Annotated in this window: 15 protein-coding genes; 10 read left to right on the top strand and 5 right to left on the bottom strand. The window is 46.2% G+C overall.

What is annotated here, in order from left to right; all coding sequences use genetic code 11:
* Positions 1-16 precede the first annotated feature (16 nt).
* From folK to sfsA, 5 genes are all read right to left on the bottom strand, one after another.
* A complete protein-coding gene (gene folK / locus DPF91_RS06910) occupies positions 17-499 on the bottom strand; it encodes a 2-amino-4-hydroxy-6-hydroxymethyldihydropteridine diphosphokinase (RefSeq protein ID WP_117233692.1) in 483 nt (160 codons plus the stop codon).
* Positions 496-1,845, bottom strand: a complete 1,350-nt coding sequence (gene pcnB / locus DPF91_RS06905) for a polynucleotide adenylyltransferase PcnB (protein ID WP_117233691.1) — start codon at positions 1,843-1,845, stop codon at positions 496-498. The genes folK and pcnB overlap by 4 nt, the downstream gene beginning before the upstream one ends.
* A gap of 87 nt (positions 1,846-1,932) precedes the next feature.
* On the bottom strand, positions 1,933-2,823 hold the full coding sequence (gluQRS, locus tag DPF91_RS06900) for a tRNA glutamyl-Q(34) synthetase GluQRS (RefSeq protein WP_117233690.1): 891 nt from the start codon (positions 2,821-2,823) through the stop codon (positions 1,933-1,935).
* Between the two features lie 92 nt (positions 2,824-2,915).
* Positions 2,916-3,362, bottom strand: a complete 447-nt coding sequence (dksA, locus tag DPF91_RS06895) for an RNA polymerase-binding protein DksA (protein WP_117233689.1) — start codon at positions 3,360-3,362, stop codon at positions 2,916-2,918.
* Positions 3,363-3,499: 137 nt separating this feature from the next.
* The gene (gene sfsA, locus DPF91_RS06890) at positions 3,500-4,207 is read right to left on the bottom strand and encodes a DNA/RNA nuclease SfsA (protein WP_117233688.1); all 708 of its coding nucleotides are present in this window, start codon (positions 4,205-4,207) and stop codon (positions 3,500-3,502) included.
* A gap of 116 nt (positions 4,208-4,323) precedes the next feature.
* Here sfsA and hrpB point away from each other — a divergent pair, with 116 nt between their 5' ends.
* The 10 genes from hrpB to DPF91_RS06840 all read left to right on the top strand — a co-directional run bounded on the left by hrpB (position 4,324) and on the right by DPF91_RS06840 (position 20,770).
* Entirely contained in the window at positions 4,324-6,810 is a 2,487-nt protein-coding gene (gene hrpB, locus DPF91_RS06885) for an ATP-dependent helicase HrpB (RefSeq protein WP_117233687.1), read from the top strand.
* Positions 6,811-6,820: 10 nt separating this feature from the next.
* Positions 6,821-9,211 (top strand): penicillin-binding protein 1B, encoded by a 2,391-nt coding sequence (gene mrcB, locus DPF91_RS06880; protein WP_117233686.1) that lies wholly within the window; start codon positions 6,821-6,823, stop codon positions 9,209-9,211.
* 91 nt (positions 9,212-9,302) lie between these two features.
* Positions 9,303-11,612: a patatin-like phospholipase family protein gene (locus DPF91_RS06875; protein ID WP_117233685.1), complete on the top strand. Its 2,310-nt coding sequence runs from the start codon at positions 9,303-9,305 to the stop codon at positions 11,610-11,612.
* A gap of 284 nt (positions 11,613-11,896) precedes the next feature.
* Positions 11,897-14,485 (top strand): bifunctional aconitate hydratase 2/2-methylisocitrate dehydratase, encoded by a 2,589-nt coding sequence (gene acnB, locus DPF91_RS06870; RefSeq protein WP_117233684.1) that lies wholly within the window; start codon positions 11,897-11,899, stop codon positions 14,483-14,485.
* A 205-nt stretch (positions 14,486-14,690) separates the two neighbouring features.
* Positions 14,691-15,062: a YacL family protein gene (locus DPF91_RS06865; RefSeq protein ID WP_117233683.1), complete on the top strand. Its 372-nt coding sequence runs from the start codon at positions 14,691-14,693 to the stop codon at positions 15,060-15,062.
* 198 nt (positions 15,063-15,260) lie between these two features.
* Entirely contained in the window at positions 15,261-15,599 is a 339-nt protein-coding gene (locus DPF91_RS06860) for a P-II family nitrogen regulator (RefSeq protein ID WP_117233799.1), read from the top strand.
* 27 nt (positions 15,600-15,626) lie between these two features.
* On the top strand, positions 15,627-16,856 hold the full coding sequence (locus tag DPF91_RS06855; protein ID WP_117233682.1) for an ammonium transporter: 1,230 nt from the start codon (positions 15,627-15,629) through the stop codon (positions 16,854-16,856).
* 145 nt (positions 16,857-17,001) lie between these two features.
* Positions 17,002-18,015, top strand: coding sequence for a Fe(3+) ABC transporter substrate-binding protein (locus tag DPF91_RS06850; protein WP_117233681.1), 1,014 nt, complete (start codon positions 17,002-17,004; stop codon positions 18,013-18,015).
* Between the two features lie 101 nt (positions 18,016-18,116).
* Positions 18,117-19,742, top strand: a complete 1,626-nt coding sequence (locus tag DPF91_RS06845) for an ABC transporter permease (RefSeq protein ID WP_117233680.1) — start codon at positions 18,117-18,119, stop codon at positions 19,740-19,742.
* Positions 19,742-20,770: an ABC transporter ATP-binding protein gene (locus DPF91_RS06840; protein ID WP_117233679.1), complete on the top strand. Its 1,029-nt coding sequence runs from the start codon at positions 19,742-19,744 to the stop codon at positions 20,768-20,770. The genes DPF91_RS06845 and DPF91_RS06840 overlap by 1 nt, the downstream gene beginning before the upstream one ends.
* The last annotated feature ends 115 nt before the right edge of the window (positions 20,771-20,885 follow it).

The following is a 20,885-nucleotide window of genomic DNA, read 5'->3' as shown; positions in this document are numbered from 1 at the left end:
ACTAGGGTCTGGCGAATTAAGACCAGACGTTGAGCCCATTGCGGTCTACTTTCTTCAGCAGATCACTTAGCTCAGTCCCATCAGGGAGTTGTAAATTTGGTGAGATTTCAGCAAGCGGGTAGAGAACGAACTCTCGTTCTTTCATTCCATAGTGAGGAACGGTCAAACGCTTGGAATCGATCACCTCATTGCCGTAAAGGATGATGTCGAGATCTAGGGTCCTTGGGCCCCAGCGCTCATCTTTACGGACACGCCCCTGTTCCAACTCAATAGCTTGGGTGCAATCGAGCAGTTCCAGAGGGGTTAATTCGGTTCTAATTAGGGCTACAGCATTGATGTAATCAGGCTGATTCTGAGGCCCCATTGGGGTGCTACTATACAGCGAAGAGGCACTAACAAACTCTGATTTAGGTAGCTTTTTTAGCGCTTCAATCGCTGATTTAGCCTGTGATTCAGGATCCGATAGGTTGCTACCTACCGCAATGTAAACCAGGATCATGATTTAGACTTTGAACCTTTCTTACGGTAGTTGCGGCGACGGCGTGGGCGACCCTTATCATTGGTCACTGCGTTGGCCATGCTTTGACGAACTTCGCGTGGTGCTCGTTGGAATGTATCCCACCATTTCGCCAGCTCTTCGGTTTCGCCTTGTTCAACCTCACCACGCATTTCGAGGAAGTCGTAGCCCGCGCGGAACTTGTTCAGCTCCATCAAACGGAATGCGCGCTTACCGCTACGGCGTGGTAGGCGTAGTTGTAGCTGCCAGATCTCGCGAATCGTCGCAGTATGGCGACGCGGGATAGCAATGCTCTTTACTTGTTCGTCAAGGATGTGATTGCTCGCTTCCATGATTGCATCGTAGTGACTCAGCCCTTGTTCATCCATCAGCTTCTCTGCCGCACGGTTGAGTGGGTACCACAGAATAGCGGCAAACATGAAAGCAGGGTTAATACGCTTACCATCATTGATACGTTCATCGGTTGAATCGAGAACGAGATCAAGCATGTGTTCGGTCGGTGATGAGTAATCTTCGGTAAACTCTTCAGCAACCAGTGGGAACATTTGCTGGAATAGGTTGTACTCGCGCATGAGGTGATAGGTTTCTAGACCATAACCTGATTGCAGAAGTTTGATCGATTCTTCGAATAAGCGGGCTGCTGGGATATCACGAAGCAGGTGCGCAAGGTCTTCGATTGGCGCTGCAGTATCTTCTTCAATATCGAAGTCTAGCTTTGCGGCAAAGCGAATAGCACGCAGCATACGTACTGGATCTTCACGATAACGAACTTCAGGGTCACCAATCAGACGAATCAGTTTATCTTCTAGGTCTTCAACACCACCTGCGTAATCGTGAATGCTGTAATCCGCAATGTTGTAGTACATCGCATTGACAGTGAAATCACGACGCTCGGCATCTTCATCGATAGAGCCGTATACGTTATCGCGCAGCAACATGCCTTCGTCTGACTGTGCAGAGACATTTTTAACAGTTTCTTGGTGGTGACCACGGAAGGTTGCCACTTCAATAATATCGCGTCCAAACATAATGTGCGCCAGACGGAATCGACGGCCGATTAGGCGACAGTTTCGGAACAGATGTTTAATCTGCTCTGGTGTCGCATTGGTTGCAATATCGAAGTCTTTTGGTTGTTCACCAAGAAGTAAATCGCGCACACCACCACCAACAAGATAAGCATCAAAGCCTGCACCGTTTAAGCGGTAAAGAACTTTGAGCGCGTTGTCGCTGATTTGTTTGCGAGAAATGTTGTGCTCTTGGCGTGTAATTACGTGCAGAGCAATCTCTCCAAAAGGAATGCTATCTTGTTGTGTGTAATCTTTAGTCATATCTCTTTTGCCGGCTTGGCGTTCACAATTATGAGTCTGAAAGCGCGTTTTCAGCATTAAGCTGCAAAAATTTGCGCTAATAATAGCTTACAGCGAGCCATTTGAGAATCTCGGTGTGATCTCGGTCTCAGACGGCAATTGATCCAGTGACCAATTATCAACGCCCCACTGGATAATTGAAGCTATATTGAGAGCTTCTAATTCTTCGCTAATTTTAAAGCCAAGAAATGTCATTGCCATTAAAAGCGTTGGTTTTGGGTTATCTAAATCGATTGCAGTCGCATGATTCTGCTTAGATAGCTTATTACCGTTTTCATCTAAAGCTAATGGCAGATGAAGGTATTTAACCTCAGGTTCACCGAGTTCATGGTAAAGACTAATTTGTCGACCTGTTGGCTCTATGAGATCAGCGCCGCGCACAACCTCTGTAATGCCTTGGTCAATATCATCTATCACCACCGCCAAGTTATACGCAAATAATCCATCACGGCGTTTGATGATGAAGTCTTCTTTCGCAAGATCCTCTGGGATAGAAATCGTGCCGTGCTTTTCATCAGAGAACTCAGTAATCGGATGATCAACCTTGAGCCTGACTGAGCATTGCCTGTCATCAGAAATCTGTTTGCCGCGACAGGTTCCGGTATAGAAGCCACCAGTCGCTTTAATTTGCTTGCGTGTGCATTGGCAGTAATAGGCTTGGTTTTGTTCTAGCCACTGTTCTATCTGAGCTTGATAAAGGTCGTGACGCTCACTCTGATAGACAATAGGCTTATCACTATGCAGTCCATAAGCATCGAGTGCTTTTAGGATTAACTCCGTGGCACCTTCCACTTCACGTGGAGGATCAAGGTCTTCAATACGAATCAGCCATAAACCTTGCTGAGACTTTGCTTGAAAGTAGCTACCTAATGCAGCGACTAACGAGCCAAAGTGCAGTGGCCCAGAGGGTGAAGGAGCGAAACGTCCAATATAAGTCATAATGAAATGTCGAATCAAAAAATCAAACGAAAAGAGGGAGCGAATGCTCCCCCTTTTGCGAGTAATAAAGCCAAAGCTCTGTAAATGCGCGCTTAGCCCTGCATTTGCTTTTCTTTGATCTCTGCAAGTGTCTTACAGTCAATGCAAAGGTCTGCAGTTGGGCGGGCTTCTAGTCGGCGAATACCGATTTCGATGCCACAAGATTCACAGAAACCGAAATCGTCTTCTTCGATCTTGTTTAGTGTTTTCTCAATCTTCTTGATCAAACGGCGCTCACGGTCACGGTTACGTAACTCTAGGCTGAACTCTTCTTCTTGAGAGGCGCGATCCACTGGATCAGGGAAGTTAGCAGCTTCGTCTTGCATGTGATGCACAGTGCGTTCAACTTCTTCCATTAGCTGGTTGCGCCAAGCGTCTAAAATTTTTGTAAAGTGAGCCATTTGCTCAGGTGACATGTACTCTTCACCTGCTTTTTCTTGGTACGGCTCTACACCTGCTATGGCTAGGATACCTAGCGCTTTCTTCTTGGATTCTGGCATACCGCATCTCCTACTTACGCCTAGTCAACTGATCCCCAGTTGATTTAAGGCGGGTATCTATAGCAAAACTTAAAGCCGGTGGCAAACGTCGTAAGTTAAATCTTTGCACAATGTGAAACTAACATCACTTTTTGAGTTTAACTGATAAACTCAACACTATGAGTTAGCACCATTTCATGCTCATTTATCTCTGCTTTGTAGCAAAGAACTTCGACACCCGCGGCAACAGCTTGCTGTAACAATGTTGAATAACTTGCGTCTATATGGTGTGCCGCAGAGACTTTTTCAATACCTGAATGTAAAACAGTGAATAAAAGTACCGCTCGGCTCCCAGATTTTACGATTTCTGTTAACTCACGCAGGTGCTTCTGCCCACGAGTGGTAACCGCATCAGGGAAGTACCCTTGGCCATTAGCTTCTAATAGAGTGACGCTTTTGACTTCTATATAACAAGGTGCTCTCTCGTCAGACTCTAAATAGATGTCAATTCGGCTATTCTCTTGCCCGTACTTACGTTCAGTTTGCAACTCAGTATAGTCGGCTAATTCCTTTATTGTTCCGTTTTCTATTGCTTCAACCGCGAGTTGGTTGGCACGCACGGTGTTCACGCAGATTTGATGCCCTAATTGGGTTTGTGACCATTCCCAACTGTTTGGGTACTTACGCTTCTTGTTATCAGAGGTCGAAAACCAAACCGTGTCACCGGGAGTCGCACATCCCGTCATAGCGCCAGTGTTCGCACAGTGAATTGTACGTTGCGAGCCATCGGCTAGCTCAATGTCGGTAAGGAAGCGCTTGTAGCGTTTGATGAGTTTGGCGCTTTCAAGTTGTGGGGTGAACTTCATGTGATGGTTTCCGTGACATCTGGTATGAGAAAAAGGGGATTAATTCAGAGAATAGGTTATTTCAATAACTGGGTTTATGTACAATAGTCTAGCCATTTAAACATAAGGGTTTTTCTTTGTCACAATTACCGATTGAAGCGGTGATGCCTGAGCTACTTCATGCTGTTGAGCATCACTCTCAAGTTATTCTCAAAGCTGCACCGGGTGCAGGTAAGTCGACGTATTTCCCATTGCAATTGCTTAAACAGCCATGGCTGCAGGGCAAAATTATCATGCTAGAGCCTCGTCGACTAGCCGCAAGAAATATCGCGGCTTACCTAGCGAGTCAGCTTGGAGAAGAGATCGGTCAATCGGTGGGGTATCGAATTCGAGGGGATAACCGTATTTCTGCGAATACTAAGCTAGAGATTGTGACCGAGGGGGTAATGACCCGTATGTTGCAGCAAGACCCTGAGTTAGAGGGAGTTGAAACCATCATCTTTGATGAATTTCATGAACGTAGCATTCACGCTGATACTGCATTGGCGTTTGGTTTGGAAATACAAGCAGCACTGCGCGATGACCTCAAAATCATAGTGATGTCCGCAACCTTAGACTCCCAGGCTCTGAATCAGCTACTGCCAGCTGCGCAATATATTGAATCTGAAGGTCGAATGTTTCCCGTCGATGTGCAATACGCACCGGTGAAAACGAACAACTTTTATCTGCCGGAAATGGCTAAGCAGATAGAAAGATTGATGAGCGGTCAGCCTGGGTCACTACTGGCATTTCTTCCTGGTGTTGGCGCGATTAAGGGGCTTCAAGAGCGGCTGACACACTTAGCGAGTGATATTGATGTATGCCCCCTATATGGACAGCTGCCTTTTAAAGAGCAACAGAAAGCCATTGCTCCTTCCCCCTCAGGCCGAAGAAAGGTCGTGTTGGCAACCAATATAGCAGAAACCTCATTGACCATTGAAGGCATCACTATGGTGGTGGACAGTGGATTCGAGCGTGTGGCTCGCTTTGATTTGAAGTCGGGGACCACACGCTTGGAGCAGGTTCGCATCGCCCAATCTTCCGCAGAACAGCGCATGGGACGAGCAGGGCGCTTATCAGCCGGTCGCTGCGTTCGCATGTATAGCGAAAATCAGTTCATTAGCTCGGCAGAAGTACCTGCGGCTGAAATTCTTCATTCTGATCTTGCCTCTCTCGCACTTGAGCTTATTTTTTGGGGGGAGAGTAATCCAGAAAACCTTGCTTGGTTAGATGTTCCACCTAAAGCTGCCATGGCTCAAGCCCAGCAGCTTTTAATGGATTTAGGTCTGATTAATTCAAATGAACAACTTACTGAGCTGGGTAAGAAGGCGCAGCGTTTAGGTGTAGAGCCAAGGCTTGCCACTATGCTGCTTAAATCGGCTTATTTGGCAAAGAAAGAACAAACTGCTAGCTGGCTTAGCACCGCAGCATTGGCCGCAGCCTTGATTGAAGAACCAGAAAAGAATGTGCTCGATCTATCGGACAGCTTATATCGATTTGAGAGTGGTCGTCATAGTAAACAAAGAATGATTCAGCAGCGTGTTCAACCCTTGGTTCAACGCTTGGATGGTAAGTTTGAGAGTCGTTCTGTGGACTCTGCTAAGCTGGCCGTTTGTATTGCATTTGCTTACCCAGATCGCATCGGTCAACTTAGATCAGGCCAAACCGGACAATTTGTTCTCGCTAATGGTCACGGCGCTTCTATTGTCGATGAGGACAAGCTCTCAAGCAGTCCATTTATTATTGCGATTGATTTGATGCGTAGTCAGCAGCAGACAAGTCAAATATACCTTGCGCTTGAGGTTGATATCCAAGATATCGAACGTTACCTATCCAACCTTATTTCCAAGCAAACTCATTGTGATTGGGATGACGTTAAAGGCCGTTTGGTAGCAGAAGAGCAAACAAAGCTTGGCAAGTTAATCCTAGCTAGAAAAGTGCTTCCTGCTCCAGAGGCTTCTCAAACCACGGCTGCGTTATTGAACTATGTGAGGCGTAAAGGGTTAGATGCACTAAGCTGGAAGCAAACCGCTCATCAATTCCAAGTGCGTGTTCAATGTGCAGCTAGCTGGTTGCCGGAAAAAGAGTGGCCTGATTTCTCTTCACAAGCGTTAATAGAAAACTTGGATCATTGGCTAGAGCCTTATCTAGCAGGCGTGAAGAGCGCAAAAGCTCTGCAATCTCTAGATACCTTTGCCATGCTTGACGCTTATTTAGGCTGGCCTTTAAATCAAGAAATTAACAGTTTACTTCCGACTCACTGGGCATTACCAAGTGGCAATAATAAGCGCATTACTTATCAAGTAGGTGGCGAACCTATGCTCTCATGTAAGTTACAAGAGATGTTTGGTGAACAAGATTCGCCGCGTATTGCTTTGGGTAAAAAGAAATTGGTGCTTGAGCTACTCTCGCCAGCTCAGCGTCCTTTGCAATTAACTCAGGATCTTGCCGGTTTTTGGCGTGGATCTTATAAAGAAGTTCAAAAAGAGATGAAAGGACGCTATCCCAAACATCCATGGCCAGATGATCCTGCAAATCATGTTGCGACCTCAAAGACCAAGAAACAGATGAACAATCAAGGATAACCTCGCTGTAATGAGACACTGTGAAACTAAACGCTCTGCGCCAAAGAAAGCGCCAGCAAAGCGAACAACCACTAAGAAGGCTCCGGCGAAGAAAGGACCAGTAAAACGTAAACCTCGTACGACCAAGAGGCCATCAAAGAAACCTACTTGGCTAAAAAAGGCGTGGGGTATTTGTTGGAAGCTAGGGATTGCAGTGTTCGCTGTGCTGCTTTTTATCGGTATTTATCTCGATAGCGTGGTGCGGGATCGCTTTGAAGGACAATTGTTCCAATTACCAACCGTGGTCTACTCGCGAGTATTGACTGTAGAGCCTGGTAGCAACATTTCACTTGCTCAAGTTAAGAAAGAATTGGATGTGTTGAACTACCGCAAGGTGAGGCAGCCACAATATCCCGGAGAGTACTCCTCTTCTTCCACTAAGATTGAGGTAATTCGCCGACCGTTTGAGTTTACTGATGGCCCTGAGCCTGACCGTCATGTGATGCTGCATTTTACCAATAGTGGATTGCAGCGTATTCAATCCTTGGAGCAAAGTGCAGACCTCGGTTACTTGAGAATTGAGCCTAAAATGCTTGGCATGTTAGAAAAAAACACGCCCGAGCAGCGTCTGTTTTTACACCGAGAGCAATTTCCTGAGGTGTTAGTGGATGCTCTATTGGCAACTGAAGACCGAAACTTCTATCAACATGATGGCGTTTCGCCAGTGGCGATTGCTCGGGCGCTGGTGGTCAATGTCAAAGCAGGTAGGACCGTGCAGGGTGGTAGTACGCTAACGCAACAGCTCGCTAAGAACCTGTTCCTATCAACGGAGCGTACTCTGTGGCGTAAGGTGCGTGAGGCCTATATCGCTCTGGTGATTGATTATCGCTACGACAAGGATCGCATTCTTGAAGCCTACCTAAATGAAGTTTATCTCGGCCAAAGTGGTGGAGAAGCGATTCACGGCTTTGGTCTTGCGTCACGGCTTTATTTCGGTCAGCCAATTCAAGAGTTAAGAATTGATCAGTTGGCTTTGTTAGTCGGTATGGTTAAGGGACCCTCCTACTACAATCCAGTTCGTTTCCCAGAACGTGCGAAGACACGTCGTGACTTGGTTTTGAGGCTTCTGATGCAGCAAGGCATCTTATCTTCGAGCCAATACAACGAGGCTGCGAGTCGTGATCTTGATATTCAAGACAACCCGAAGATAGCGAGCCGTCAGCCTGCTTACTTCCAGCAAGTGAAGAATGAATTGAAGCGTCAGGTTGCTGATGATTATCAGGCGATGACTGGACTACGCGTATTTACCTCTCTTGATCCTGTTTCGCAGGCTGAGCTTGAGAAGGCCGTGATGGAAAGAGTGCCGACATTAGTGAAGTCAGATAGCACGAAGCTTGAAGCTGCAGCGATTGCCGTAGACCGCCGCAGTGGGGAGATCCGTGCCATGGTGGGTGGTAAGCGAGCTGGGTACGATGGCTTTAACCGGGTACTAAATGCGAGTCGCCCAATAGGTTCGCTAGTTAAACCGGCAGTCTATTTGACCGCATTGAGTCGCCCAGAAGAATACTCGTTGGCTACGACCCTGATGGATGAGGCGATTCAGCTAAAGGGCAGTAAAGGCAGCACTTGGGCTCCGCGCAACTTTGACCGTAAGTTCCGTGGAGAGGTGCCACTCTATCGAGCATTAGCCACATCGTTAAACGTGCCGACTGTGCGCTTGGGTATGGAATTAGGCATCCCAAGTGTTACCGAGACCTTAGTGGAACTTGGCGTTCCAAAACAAGAGATTCGGCCAGTGCCATCTATGTTCCTTGGCTCGTTTTCTTTAACCCCATATCAAGTCGCTCAAATGTATCAGACAGTGACGAACTCCGGTGCAATCGCGCCACTTTCGGCATTGCGCTCGGTTGTTGATATGGAAGGGGAGGTCATTTATCAGTCGTTACCAAGACGCAAACAAGCTGTGTCTCAACAAGCAGCATGGTTGACGACATACGCGATGAAGAAAGGTGTCACGGAAGGCACGGGGCGTTATCTTAATGGTCAGTTTGGTTGGGCTGCACTTGCGGGTAAAACGGGGACCAGTAATGATAGTCGTGACAGCTGGTTTGTTGGTGTTGACGGCCGAGAGGTGACGACGATCTGGGTGGGTCGAGATGACAACAAACCGACTAAGTTAACCGGCTCTAGTGGTGCATTGCGTGTTTACGCGGAATACCTTAAGAAGCGTGGCCCCGAGCGCCTTTCTCTGCCTTGGCCCGATGATGTGACAACACTTGGTTTTAGTCAGCAAACCTCAGGCGCCTTACAGCTAGATTGTGACAACGCTTTCAAGTTACCAATGTGGGATTCAACGGGACAATTGAAGCAAAGCTGCACTTCAGGACCCGCAAATTGGCTAAAGCGCGTATTTAGTTGGTAAATGGGTTGAAATCCGATATCTTGGGTCAATAAATGATCAAATAACAAAATTTATCAAAAAAATAACAATTGAGAGTGGTAAAGGATTACAGATGTTTATTCGCACGTGGAAGAAGGTATTTTCTCTCGCTGTCGCTTGCGTAACCCCTCTTTATGCCTCTGCACATCATGCAGAGTTTGAAGGCGAACGCCCAAAAGTAGCAGTGGTACTTGCTGGTGGTGGTGCGAAAGGTGCCGCTCACGTCGGTGTATTAAAAGCACTAGAAGAGATGCAGATACCGGTCGATATGATCACTGGTACCAGTATGGGATCTTATTTTGGCGGTCTCTATGCGACCGGTATGAGCGCCGATGAGGTTGAAGGTTTCATTTACAGTGTTGACTGGAATAAGGGGTATCAAGATCGCGTTGATCGAAGCCAAAGGCGTGTTCGTGATAAGGAAGTCGAAGACCGATATCAGATCCGAACCGATCTTGGTTTAACCTGGAGGGGCGTTGAAACGCAAACGGGTGTTGTTCAAGGTCAGAACATGCTTGCTATTTTGCGTGAAACGACAGGTAACCTTGGTTATTTCAGCTCGTTCGATAACCTTGCGATTCCATATCGCGCAGTGGCAACCGATATTCTCAAGCTCGAAGAAGTGGTACTTGATAAGGGCTACTTAGTGGATGCCATGATGGCGAGCATGTCCGTACCCGGTGCGCTGCCTCCTTATGAGTTACATGGTCGTATGCTAGTGGATGGCGGTGTGACCAATAATATGCCCGTTGATCTCGCTCGAGCAATGGGTGCCGATATCATCATCGCAGTAGACATCAGTACCAACTATAAAACCCGCGAAGAACTTACCGACCTATTCTCAGTTGCCGATCAGCTATCGAACTACATGGTTCGACGCAGCACTCAAGAGCAATCAGCACTCCTTACTGATAAAGACTTCTACATGCGTCCTGATGTGGGCACGATGGAAACCACAGAGTTTGATAAAATGCCAGAGGCTTACCGAGAAGGTTACGCCATTGCTAAGTCGTTTGAAGAGGAGCTTCAACACCTAGCCTTGCATGGGGCGGAATATCAAGCTTATATCGATGGCAAGCAAGCGGCTCGCGCTAAGCTAAGGTACGGTGACGAGCAGGTTATCGACTCGTTTCGCATCATCAACAATACCCACTACCACTACGATGTTTTGAGTGAAAACTTAGCGCTAGAGCCTGGAAAGAAATATACCACCTCTGAGCTTGAAGATAAGGTCAGCAGCCTTTACGTACTCGACCGTTTTGAGCTTGTGACCTATGAGTATCAAGATAGCTATCTTGGTGATGAAACCGTGGTGGAGTTTGAGGTAGAAGAGAAACAGTGGGGACCGAATTATGTTGATTTCCGTTTCTTCTTAGAGGATGACTTTACCAACCAGAGTCAGTATTCGATTGGTGTTACAACCAACTTTACCGGTTTATCTGAGTTTGGTGCTGAGCTACGTACCAACCTTGAGTTAGGTACAGATAAACTCGTGGAGGCCTCTTGGTACTCACCGACTCGAGGTAACCGTAAGTTCTTTCATGAAATCGGACTGTCTTACAGCAACGAAAAGCGACTGTTTCCAATTGAAGGCCTGACTGAGGGTGCACCGACGCTTGATAGTATCGATTCGGCTTCGCAAATGAGCTATCACAGAACGACAGGTGAGCTCGCCTTCGGTTACCAAAATGAATTGTGGCAAGAGTTTAAGATAGGTCTGCGCTACACCGATGGTAAAAATGAGCTCGATTACATCAATAATATCTCCGATTTCAATTACAAAAGAACCACCGGATTTGTCAGTTACCGAGCGGATAGCCTAGATAATTACAGCCTACCTACTCGAGGTAACTACGTTCATATCGAGTATAAGGTGTCTCATGATTCGAATGATCATACGCCGGACCCTATCTTCCCTGATGAGATCCCTGATGACACCAGCTATGAACTGTATGCTAAAGGGATGAAGGCATTCACGTTTGATAGGCATACCATAGTCGGTAACGTGGATTTCAACTTCTTTGATAGTAAAAACGAAACCGTTTCGGTCGATCCTCAGAACCTGGGTGGTTTCCTAAACTTGTCTGGTACACCTCGTAACAGCTTGCTCGGTTCAAACAAGTTCTTTACCAGTTTAGTCTATCGTTATCGCTGGTTTGATAATGACTTTGGACTGTTTTCATCTCCTTTCTATGTCGGTTCCTCAATAGAATATGGCGGTGTTTGGAGTGATCCTGATTTTGGTTTCTCAGATGTTCCTATGTATGCAGCGGGCTCGGTTTTTGCTGGTGTTGACTCACCGATTGGGCCAATCATGTTGAGCTACGGACGAACAGAGCAAAGCTATGAATCTTTTTACCTGATCATCGGTAGCTCTTTCTAATCAATTCCTCAGCAAAACAGCGATTGGCATACGACTTTGGTCGAGTCAATCGCTGTGACTGCATGATTATTCGTGAATTTTTGTTCCAATTTGCAATGTTGGTCAAAATGATCAGATTTTAATTTAAGGTTAAATTTGCTACTCTGCTTCCCACAGTTTGGCCTCTCTGGCGCTGCTCATCATAAAATTTGAATAGCTACACTGGCAATGGAGAGCCAAGTTTCCAAGGATGTTCATACCTGTTTGTAAAACGCAGGGTGGACCGCAATGAGAGGAAAAAAGTCGTGCTTGAAGCCTATCGAAAACACGTCGAAGAACGTGCTGCTGAAGGAGTTGTTCCAAAACCACTAGACGCTGAGCAAGTTGCTGGCCTAGTTGAACTTCTTAAGAACCCCCCTCAAGGTGAGGAAGAATACATTCTCGACCTATTAGAGAATCGCATTCCACCAGGTGTAGATGAAGCTGCTTACGTAAAAGCAGGCTTCCTAACTGCTATCACCAAAGGTGAGGTTACGTCTCCATTAGTGAGCCGTGAAAAAGCAGCAGAGCTACTTGGCACAATGCAAGGTGGCTACAACATTGAATCTCTAGTATCTCTACTAGACGATGCTGATCTTGCCCCAATCGCTGTTAAAGCACTATCTCACACACTACTTATGTTTGACGCTTTCTACGATGTAGAGGAGAAAGCGAAAGCAGGTAATGCTGCTGCTCAGCAAGTGCTGCAATCTTGGGCTGACGCTGAGTGGTTTACCTCAAAAGAGAAAGTAGCAGAGAAGATCACAGTAAAAGTATTCAAGGTAACGGGTGAGACGAACACCGATGATCTTTCTCCTGCACCTGATGCGTGGTCTCGTCCTGATATTCCAGTGCATGCAAAAGCGATGCTTAAAATGGAACGTGATGGCATCAACCCAGATCAACCGGGTACTGTTGGCCCTATCGAACAAATTGAAGAGCTACAAAAAGAAGGTATCCCACTGGCATACGTTGGTGATGTTGTCGGTACAGGTTCTTCACGTAAGTCTGCGACTAACTCAGTGCTGTGGTTTATGGGTGAAGATATCCCATACGTACCAAATAAGCGTACAGGTGGTATCTGTCTGGGCGGTAAGATCGCTCCTATCTTCTACAACACGATGGAAGACTCTGGCGCACTACCAATCGAGCTCGACGTTCAAAACATGAACATGGGTGATGTGATTGATATCTTCCCTTACGAAGGCGTTGTGCGTAAAAACGGTGAAGAGATCTCTAGCTTTGAACTGAGTAAGGTACTGCTTGATGAAGTTCGCGCTGGTGGTCGTATTCCTCTGATTATCGGCCGTGGCCTAACTGGTCGCGCTCGTACTTCTCTTGGTCTAGAAGAAACTGAACTATTCGCTAAACCAGTGGACCCTTCAGCTTCTGATAAAGGCTACACGCTAGCTCAGAAGATGGTGGGTAAGGCATGTGGCGTTGAAGGTGTACGCGCAGGTCAATACTGCGAGCCTAAGATGACGACGGTTGGTTCTCAGGATACTACGGGGCCAATGACGCGTGATGAGCTGAAAGACCTTGCATGTCTTGGTTTCTCTGCTGACCTTGTAATGCAGTCATTCTGTCACACATCGGCATATCCAAAGCCAGTCGATGTAAATACGCACCACACACTACCTGACTTCATTATGAACCGCGGCGGTGTTTCACTGCGTCCAGGTGATGGTGTTATTCACTCATGGTTAAACCGCATGCTCCTACCTGATACTGTGGGTACAGGTGGTGACTCGCATACTCGTTTCCCTCTGGGTATTTCTTTCCCAGCAGGTTCTGGTCTTGTTGCTTTTGCTGCAGCGACAGGTGTTATGCCTCTTGATATGCCAGAATCTATCCTTGTTCGCTTTAAGGGTGAAATGCAACCAGGTATCACACTACGTGATCTTGTACACGCTATCCCTCTATACGGCATCAAGCAGGGTCTACTAACGGTAGAGAAAGCAGGTAAGATCAACGAGTTCTCTGGTCGCGTACTAGAAATCGAAGGTGTTGAACACCTATCTGTTGAGCAAGCGTTCGAACTGTCGGATGCATCGGCAGAGCGTTCTGCTGCGGGTTGTACCGTTAAGCTATCTCAAGAGTCTATCGAAGAGTACCTAAACTCGAACATCACTATGCTTAAGTGGATGATCGCTGAGGGCTATGGTGATGTGCGTACGATTGAGCGTCGTATCGCAGCGATGGAAGAGTGGGTTGCGAACCCTGAGTTGATGGAAGCGGATGCAGATGCAGAGTACGCACACGTTATCGAAATCGATCTCGCTGACATTACAGAGCCTGTGCTTTGTGCGCCAAACGATCCGGATGATGCTCGTCTGCTTTCTGATGTTCAAGGTACTCAAATTGATGAGGTCTTCATCGGTTCTTGTATGACTAACATCGGTCACTTCCGTGCTGCGGGTAAGATGCTAGAAGAGTTCAATGGCTCCCTTAGCACTCGTTTATGGGTGGCTCCACCAACGAAGATGGACAGAGACCAGCTAACAGAAGAAGGTTACTACGGTATCTTTGGTCGCGCGGGTGTTCGTATTGAAACTCCAGGTTGTTCACTGTGTATGGGGAACCAAGCTCGAGTTGCGGATAAGGCGACAGTAATGTCTACATCAACGCGTAACTTCCCGAACCGCCTAGGTACAGGAGCGAACGTATACCTAGCATCAGCTGAATTGTCTGCGGTAGGTGCGATTCTAGGTCGTATTCCAACTAAAGAAGAGTACCTAGAGTACTCAGCGAAGATTGATGCAACAGCAGCTGATACATACCGTTACTTGAATTTCCATAAGATGACTCAATACACAGAAAAAGCCGATACGGTGATTTTCCAAGAGCCAGCGTAAGGCCAAGTCTAACGTAAGATGATATTCAATCGCCCACCGAAAGGTGGGCGTTTTTTTGGAAAAGGTAACAGGACGCTTCGTTACAGGTAACGGAAAAGTTTTTGGTAAGAATTGCTCCTATACATATCCACGTAACCCGTTTCCCATCCCCATATCTCCCTGTATACTCCCGCGAAGCATTAAAAATTAACCAAAAGGCAATCCTATGGAGTTTCAATTTACTCGTAACACCCTAATGGGAGAGTTTTACGTGAAGTGCAGTATGGGCCATGAGATTGTTGCACGTTGGCTACAAGAAGAAGTGGGGAAAGAGCTGACGAAGATCGACCAAGTCCTAGCTATTATCGATCAAGCGAAGCAAAACCCAATGGAAGAGGTGAGACTCGAGGGTAAAGAGATCTCTCTATCTATCCACCAATTTGATGTCATTGTGGAAGAGAATGTTCTCGGTCATGAGCAAGAGCTTGGTGATTCAGAGTTTGATTTTTATGACAGTGAAAGCACCGCGAGTTGTGGTTTAGAAGACTTCCTAACAATGATGGAACAATGGCATCAATTTATCACCCAAGGTCGATAAAAATAGGTAAGTGCACAAACTGAGTGCATTACCAAAAGATGCATTAATTAAGTGAAAGGGCTGCACATATATGGTGCAGCCCTTTTGCGTATTTACTCGGTTTTTATTTAAGTTATTGAAAATAAACTATTAAAAAAGTTGGCACACAAGTTGTTTGTTGAATAAGTGTTAAAGGAATAAATGCTCGAAGGAGATGCAATGAAACTTATCAACGCAATAATCAAACCATTCAAATTGGATGATGTTCGTGAAGCACTAGCGGATGCAGGAATCGAAGGGATGACGGTTTCTGAGGTAAAAGGTTTTGGTCGTCAGAAAGGTCACACAGAACTGTATCGTGGCGCAGAATATCAAGTGGACTTTCTTCCTAAGGTAAAACTAGAGATCGCTACTCAGGCTGATAATGTCGACCGAGTTGTTGATGCGATCAGCCAAGCGGCTCAAACGGGCAAAATCGGCGACGGTAAGATTTTCGTGTATGACCTATCTCAAGCAGTGCGTATCCGAACTGGTGAGATGGATGCAGAAGCACTTTAAGAATTCAAAGGATTGGAGATAACCATTATGGAATTAGCAACAACGGTATCAGAACTACGATACGCCCTAGACACTTTTTACTTCCTTCTTTCAGGTGCGTTGGTTATGTGGATGGCAGCAGGTTTTGCAATGCTAGAAGCAGGCCTAGTTCGCTCGAAGAATACAACAGAAATCTTAACTAAGAACTTCTGCTTATACGCGATTGCTTGTACGACTTATCTGTTAGTAGGCTACAACATTATGTACGTTGACAATGGTGAGGGCGGTTGGCTGCCATCATTTGGTGCGTTAATTGGTACTCAAGCTGAAGGCGCAGACCACTCACTAGAGTCTGACTTCTTCTTCCAAGTAGTATTCGTAGCGACAGCGATGTCAGTAGTATCTGGTGCGGTTGCTGAGCGTATGAAGCTTTGGTCTTTCCTAATCTTCTCAGTAGTATTAACTGCGTTTATCTACCCAATGGAAGGCTACTGGACTTGGGGTGGTGGTTTCTTATCTGAAGCAGGCTTCAGTGACTTCGCAGGCTCAGGTATCGTTCACATGGCAGGTGCAGCAGCAGCTCTAGCTGGCGTACTTCTACTTGGTGCTCGTAAGGGTAAATACGGTAAGAACGGTGAGGTTCACCCGATCCCTGGCTCAAACATGCCACTAGCAACTCTAGGTACATTCATCCTATGGTTGGGTTGGTTCGGCTTCAACGGTGGCTCACAGTTAATGGTTTCTGATTTCGAGAACGCAACAGCAGTTGGTCAAATCTTCCTAAATACTAACGCAGCAGCAGCAGCGGGCGCGATTGCAGCAATGCTAGTGTGTAAGACAACTTGGGGTAAAGCCGACCTGACTATGATCCTGAACGGTGCGTTAGCTGGTCTGGTTGCAATCACTGCAGACCCTCTATCTCCATCACCGGTATTCTCTCTAGCAATCGGTGCAGTTGCAGGTGCTATCGTAGTATTCAGCATCATCGGTCTAGACAAAATTAAGATTGATGATCCAGTAGGTGCTATCTCAGTTCACGGTGTGTGTGGTTTCTTCGGTGTGATGGTTGTGCCACTAAGCAACGGTGATGCAACATTCGGTGCTCAGCTTCTAGGTGCAGCAGTAATCTTCGGTTGGGTATTCGCAGCAAGCCTAGTGGTATGGGGTGTACTAAAAGCAACGATGGGTATCCGCGTATCGGAAGAAGAAGAACTAGAAGGTATGGACATGCACGATTGTGGTGTTGGTGCTTACCCAGAGTTCGTGACTTCTAAGTAATAATTTACCAAGATTTACAAATTACCGACTTGAAACCTGCTCGAAAGAGCAGGTTTTTTTTGTTTAAGGTCATTGTTTTCTGTTTGTGTATGAATATAATAACGCAACTGATAAACGTTATCATTTATATCTAAGGGATGAATCAATGAAAAAACTGCTAGCTCTTTCTGCTCTTGCATGTAGCACAATCGCGCCATCAGTAATGGCAGCTGAAGAAGTCAATGTTTACTCTTACCGCCAACCTTTCCTAGTTGAACCTATGTTTAAAGAGTTCACTAACGAAACTGGTATTAAAGTAAACGTTAAGTTCGCTAAGAAAGGTCTAGCTGAAAAGTTGGCTCAAGAGGGTGAATACAGCCCAGCAGACGTGATCCTAACAACTGACATTAGCCGTTTGGCTGAACTGACTAACAAAGGTCTAGTTCAAGCAGTAAACAGCGATGTAATTGAAGCGAACGTACCTGCTCAGTTCCAAGATAATGAAAACGAGTGGTTTGCTCTAACTCTACGCAGCCGTAACGTTTACTCTTCACGTGACCGTGTTGGTAAACTAGGCGCTGAGTTCAACTACGCTGATCTAGCGAAACCTGAGTTCAAAGGTAAGATCTGTACTCGTAGTGGTAAGCACCCGTACAACGTTTCTCTGGTTTCTTCGATGATTGCTCATAAAGGTGAAGCAGAAACGAAAGAGTGGCTAGAAGGCGTTAAGTCAAACCTAGCACGCAAGCCACAAGGTAATGACCGTGGACAAGTTAAAGCGATTAAAGAAGGCCTTTGTGACGTATCTCTAGGTAACAGCTACTACCTAGGTAAGATGGTTAACGACAAAGAGCAGAAAGCATGGGCTGATGCGGTTTACATTAACTTCCCTAACCAAGAGGCAACCGGTACTCACGTAAACATCTCTGGTATGGCGATGGCGAAATACTCTCCAAACAAAGAGAACGCTCAGAAGCTAATGGAATTCCTAACGGGCGATAAAGCACAGCAGATGTACGCAGAAGTAAACTACGAGTACCCAGTGAAAGAGGGTGTTAAGCGTTCTGAACTGGTGGCATCTTGGGGTGACTTCAAAGCAGATACGCTATCTCTAGATGAGATTGCAGAACATCACACAACAGCAATCAAGCTGTTAGACGAAGTGAAGTTTGACCTTTAATTTGCGAAGATAGCGATAACTGAGGGTATAATACCCTCAGTTTTTTTAGGTTTTAGAAGACTCTAAAACCGAAGCAAGTTCAGGTCACTACGATTTCGTTAATGAAAGAAAAGAATTCTGTTTGGAAAACCAGCAGTGGGGTCTTTACCCTGCTGTTGGTTTTGCCTATTTTAGCCATCTTCTATACCGCTGTTGGTGAAAGCAATGATGTGTTCTCACATCTCTTTGCGACAGTGATGCCTACCTACACCTATAACACCATAGTATTGGTGGTTGGTGTTATGGTGCTCTCTCTCTTCTTGGGTGTTCCCTCTGCTTGGTTGATGGCGATGTGTCGCCTCCCCAGTGAGAGAATTCTTCAATGGGCGCTTGTTCTCCCTCTCGCTATGCCTGGTTATATCGTTGGCTACATCTTTACTGATTGGTTTGATTTTGCCGGCCCTGTACAGATTCTATTGCGTGATTTGACTGGGTGGGGGCCAGGTGAGTACTGGTTCCCTGATATTCGAACACTCGGTGGGGCTATCTGGGTATTGGCCTTAGTTCTCTATCCCTATGTTTATCTGCTATGCCGCGCCGCTTTTATGGAGCAGAACGTCTCTTTGCTGCAATCGGCTCGCCTGTTGAAGTGCTCGCCTTGGCAGAGCTTTGTGCGTATCTCCCTTCCGTTGGTTCGTCCTTCCATTGCGGTAGGATTGTCACTGGTGGCGATGGAAACCATTGGAGATTTTGGCACGGTTAGCTACTTTGCGGTCAACACTCTGACCACTGCGGTTTATGATACTTGGTTGGGTTATTCGAACCTCAATGCCGCGGCTAAGATTTCAGCAATCATGTTGCTGTTTGTGGTGTTATTGATTAGCGCAGAAAGATACAGTCGTCGCAGACAAAAGCTATTCCAGAATCAATTTAATAGCCATGAAAGCTTTCGTTATGAGCTCTCCGGTTGGAAGAAATGGTTGGCTTTAATCTGGTGTTGGGGCTTGGTGTCAGTGGCATTTATTTTGCCGCTGCTACAGCTTTGTATTTACGCCTATAAGTACTTTGCACAAAGCTGGACTCAAGAGTTCCAGCAGTATTCAATTAATAGCCTGCAAGTTTCTTTCTCTGCTGCAATTATAGGTGTACTTGTCGCCCTAGTTGTGAACTTCTACCACCGCTTGCAACCGAGTAAAATGAGCCAATCTTCTATGCGCTTGTCTTCGATGGGATATGCGGTTCCTGGTACCGTACTAGCGATCGGCGTGATGGTTACGGTATTGAGTCTCGATCATAGTGTGAATGACTTTGCTAAGTATATGGAATGGCAGCGTCCTGGGTTGATTTTCTCTGGAACTATGTTTGCTCTTATCTTTGCGTTGGTGGTTCGCTTCTCTGCGGTCGCTATTGGTAGTATTGAGAGCAGTCTAAGTAAGGTATCGCCTTCTCTAGATATGGCTGCGAAAACCATGGGTTGTAGTCAAAATGCGATGCTTTGGCGAGTGCACTTCCCACTGATAAAACGTGGTGTGTTGATTGCTGGTTTACTGGTCTTTATTGAATCGATGAAAGAGCTTAATGCAGCACTGCTACTAAGACCATTTAACTTTGAAACCCTAGCTACGTATGTTTATAACTTCGCGTCTGATGAACATCTAGAGCTTGCGGCGATGCCTGCAGTACTTTTGGTACTGGTTGGGCTTATTCCACTTATTGTTGTTAACCGTTCCCTGGAGCAGAATCACTAATGAGCTGTGCATTATCAATTAGTAACCTTACCTGCAAATATGATGACCAGACTGTGCTTAAGTCACTGAATCTAGAGGTCAAGAAGGGTGAGATTATCTGTCTTCTTGGGGCGAGTGGCTGTGGCAAAACCACGCTACTTAAGGCGATTGCAGGTCTGTTACCTCTTAGTAGCGGTCAAATGAGTTTGAACTGTCGCATGATTGATGATGGTGAAAACTGGTTGCCACCAGAGCAGCGAAACATTGGTTTGATCTTTCAAGATTACGCACTGTTCCCGCATCTTACGGTCTCGGATAACGTGGCATTTGGTCTTAAAGGAATGAGTAAAGCTGAGAAGCAAGCTATTGTTGATAAAATGCTGTCCCTTGTTCATCTAGACGGTTATGGTGAGCGTTACCCTCACCAACTTTCTGGTGGTCAGCAGCAGCGTGTCGCCATTGCTCGTTCATTGGCTTATAAACCTGACTTACTGTTGCTCGACGAACCGTTTTCGAATATCGATACTCAGGTTCGCCATGAGTTGATTAGCCAGATTAGAACCATTTTTAAGAAGCAAGGTGTGACAGCCGTTTTCGTTACGCACTCCCGAGAAGAAGCCTTTGCTTTCGCTGACAAAATGGCGGTAATGAATCACGGTGTGATTGAACAGTTTGGTTCAGCATCGGAGCTTTACCACCAACCCTCAAGCAAGTTTGTTGCAGACTTCCTAGGAGGTGGCAGCTACATCAAGGCCACAAGAACCTCGGAAACACACTATCAGACAGAGTTAGGTGACGTTGCAGCAACGGACAAAAATACCATCGAGCGGGGCGCTGAATGTGAACTGCTTATTCGTCCTCAACAGCTTAAATTGACGTCCAGTATTGATAGCTCGATTCGTGTCCTTGAGTTGCACTTTATGGGAGATCACTGTCGATATACGGTTGAGCTAAATGGTCAGAAGCTAACCGCTAGTTCAGATGAGGCCTTGGAAGTGGGCCAGCGTGTGACGATCAATATTCAGGCAAATGAGTTGCTCGCTTTCTAAAAAGGACCCGGCGTATGGTCGGGTCAATATGTTCTTCACCTATAGGGTTCACTAATACTCTTCATTCTTGAAGCTGCAGCGTTGTTGACTACGCCAATTCCCCCTAATCACATAG

This window comes from Vibrio maerlii (genome assembly GCF_003415655.1).
Taxonomy (GTDB): Bacteria; Pseudomonadota; Gammaproteobacteria; order Enterobacterales; family Vibrionaceae; genus Vibrio; species Vibrio maerlii.
The sequence above is the reverse complement of the archived record's forward strand: the minus strand, read 5'-3'. Positions and strand labels throughout refer to the sequence as shown.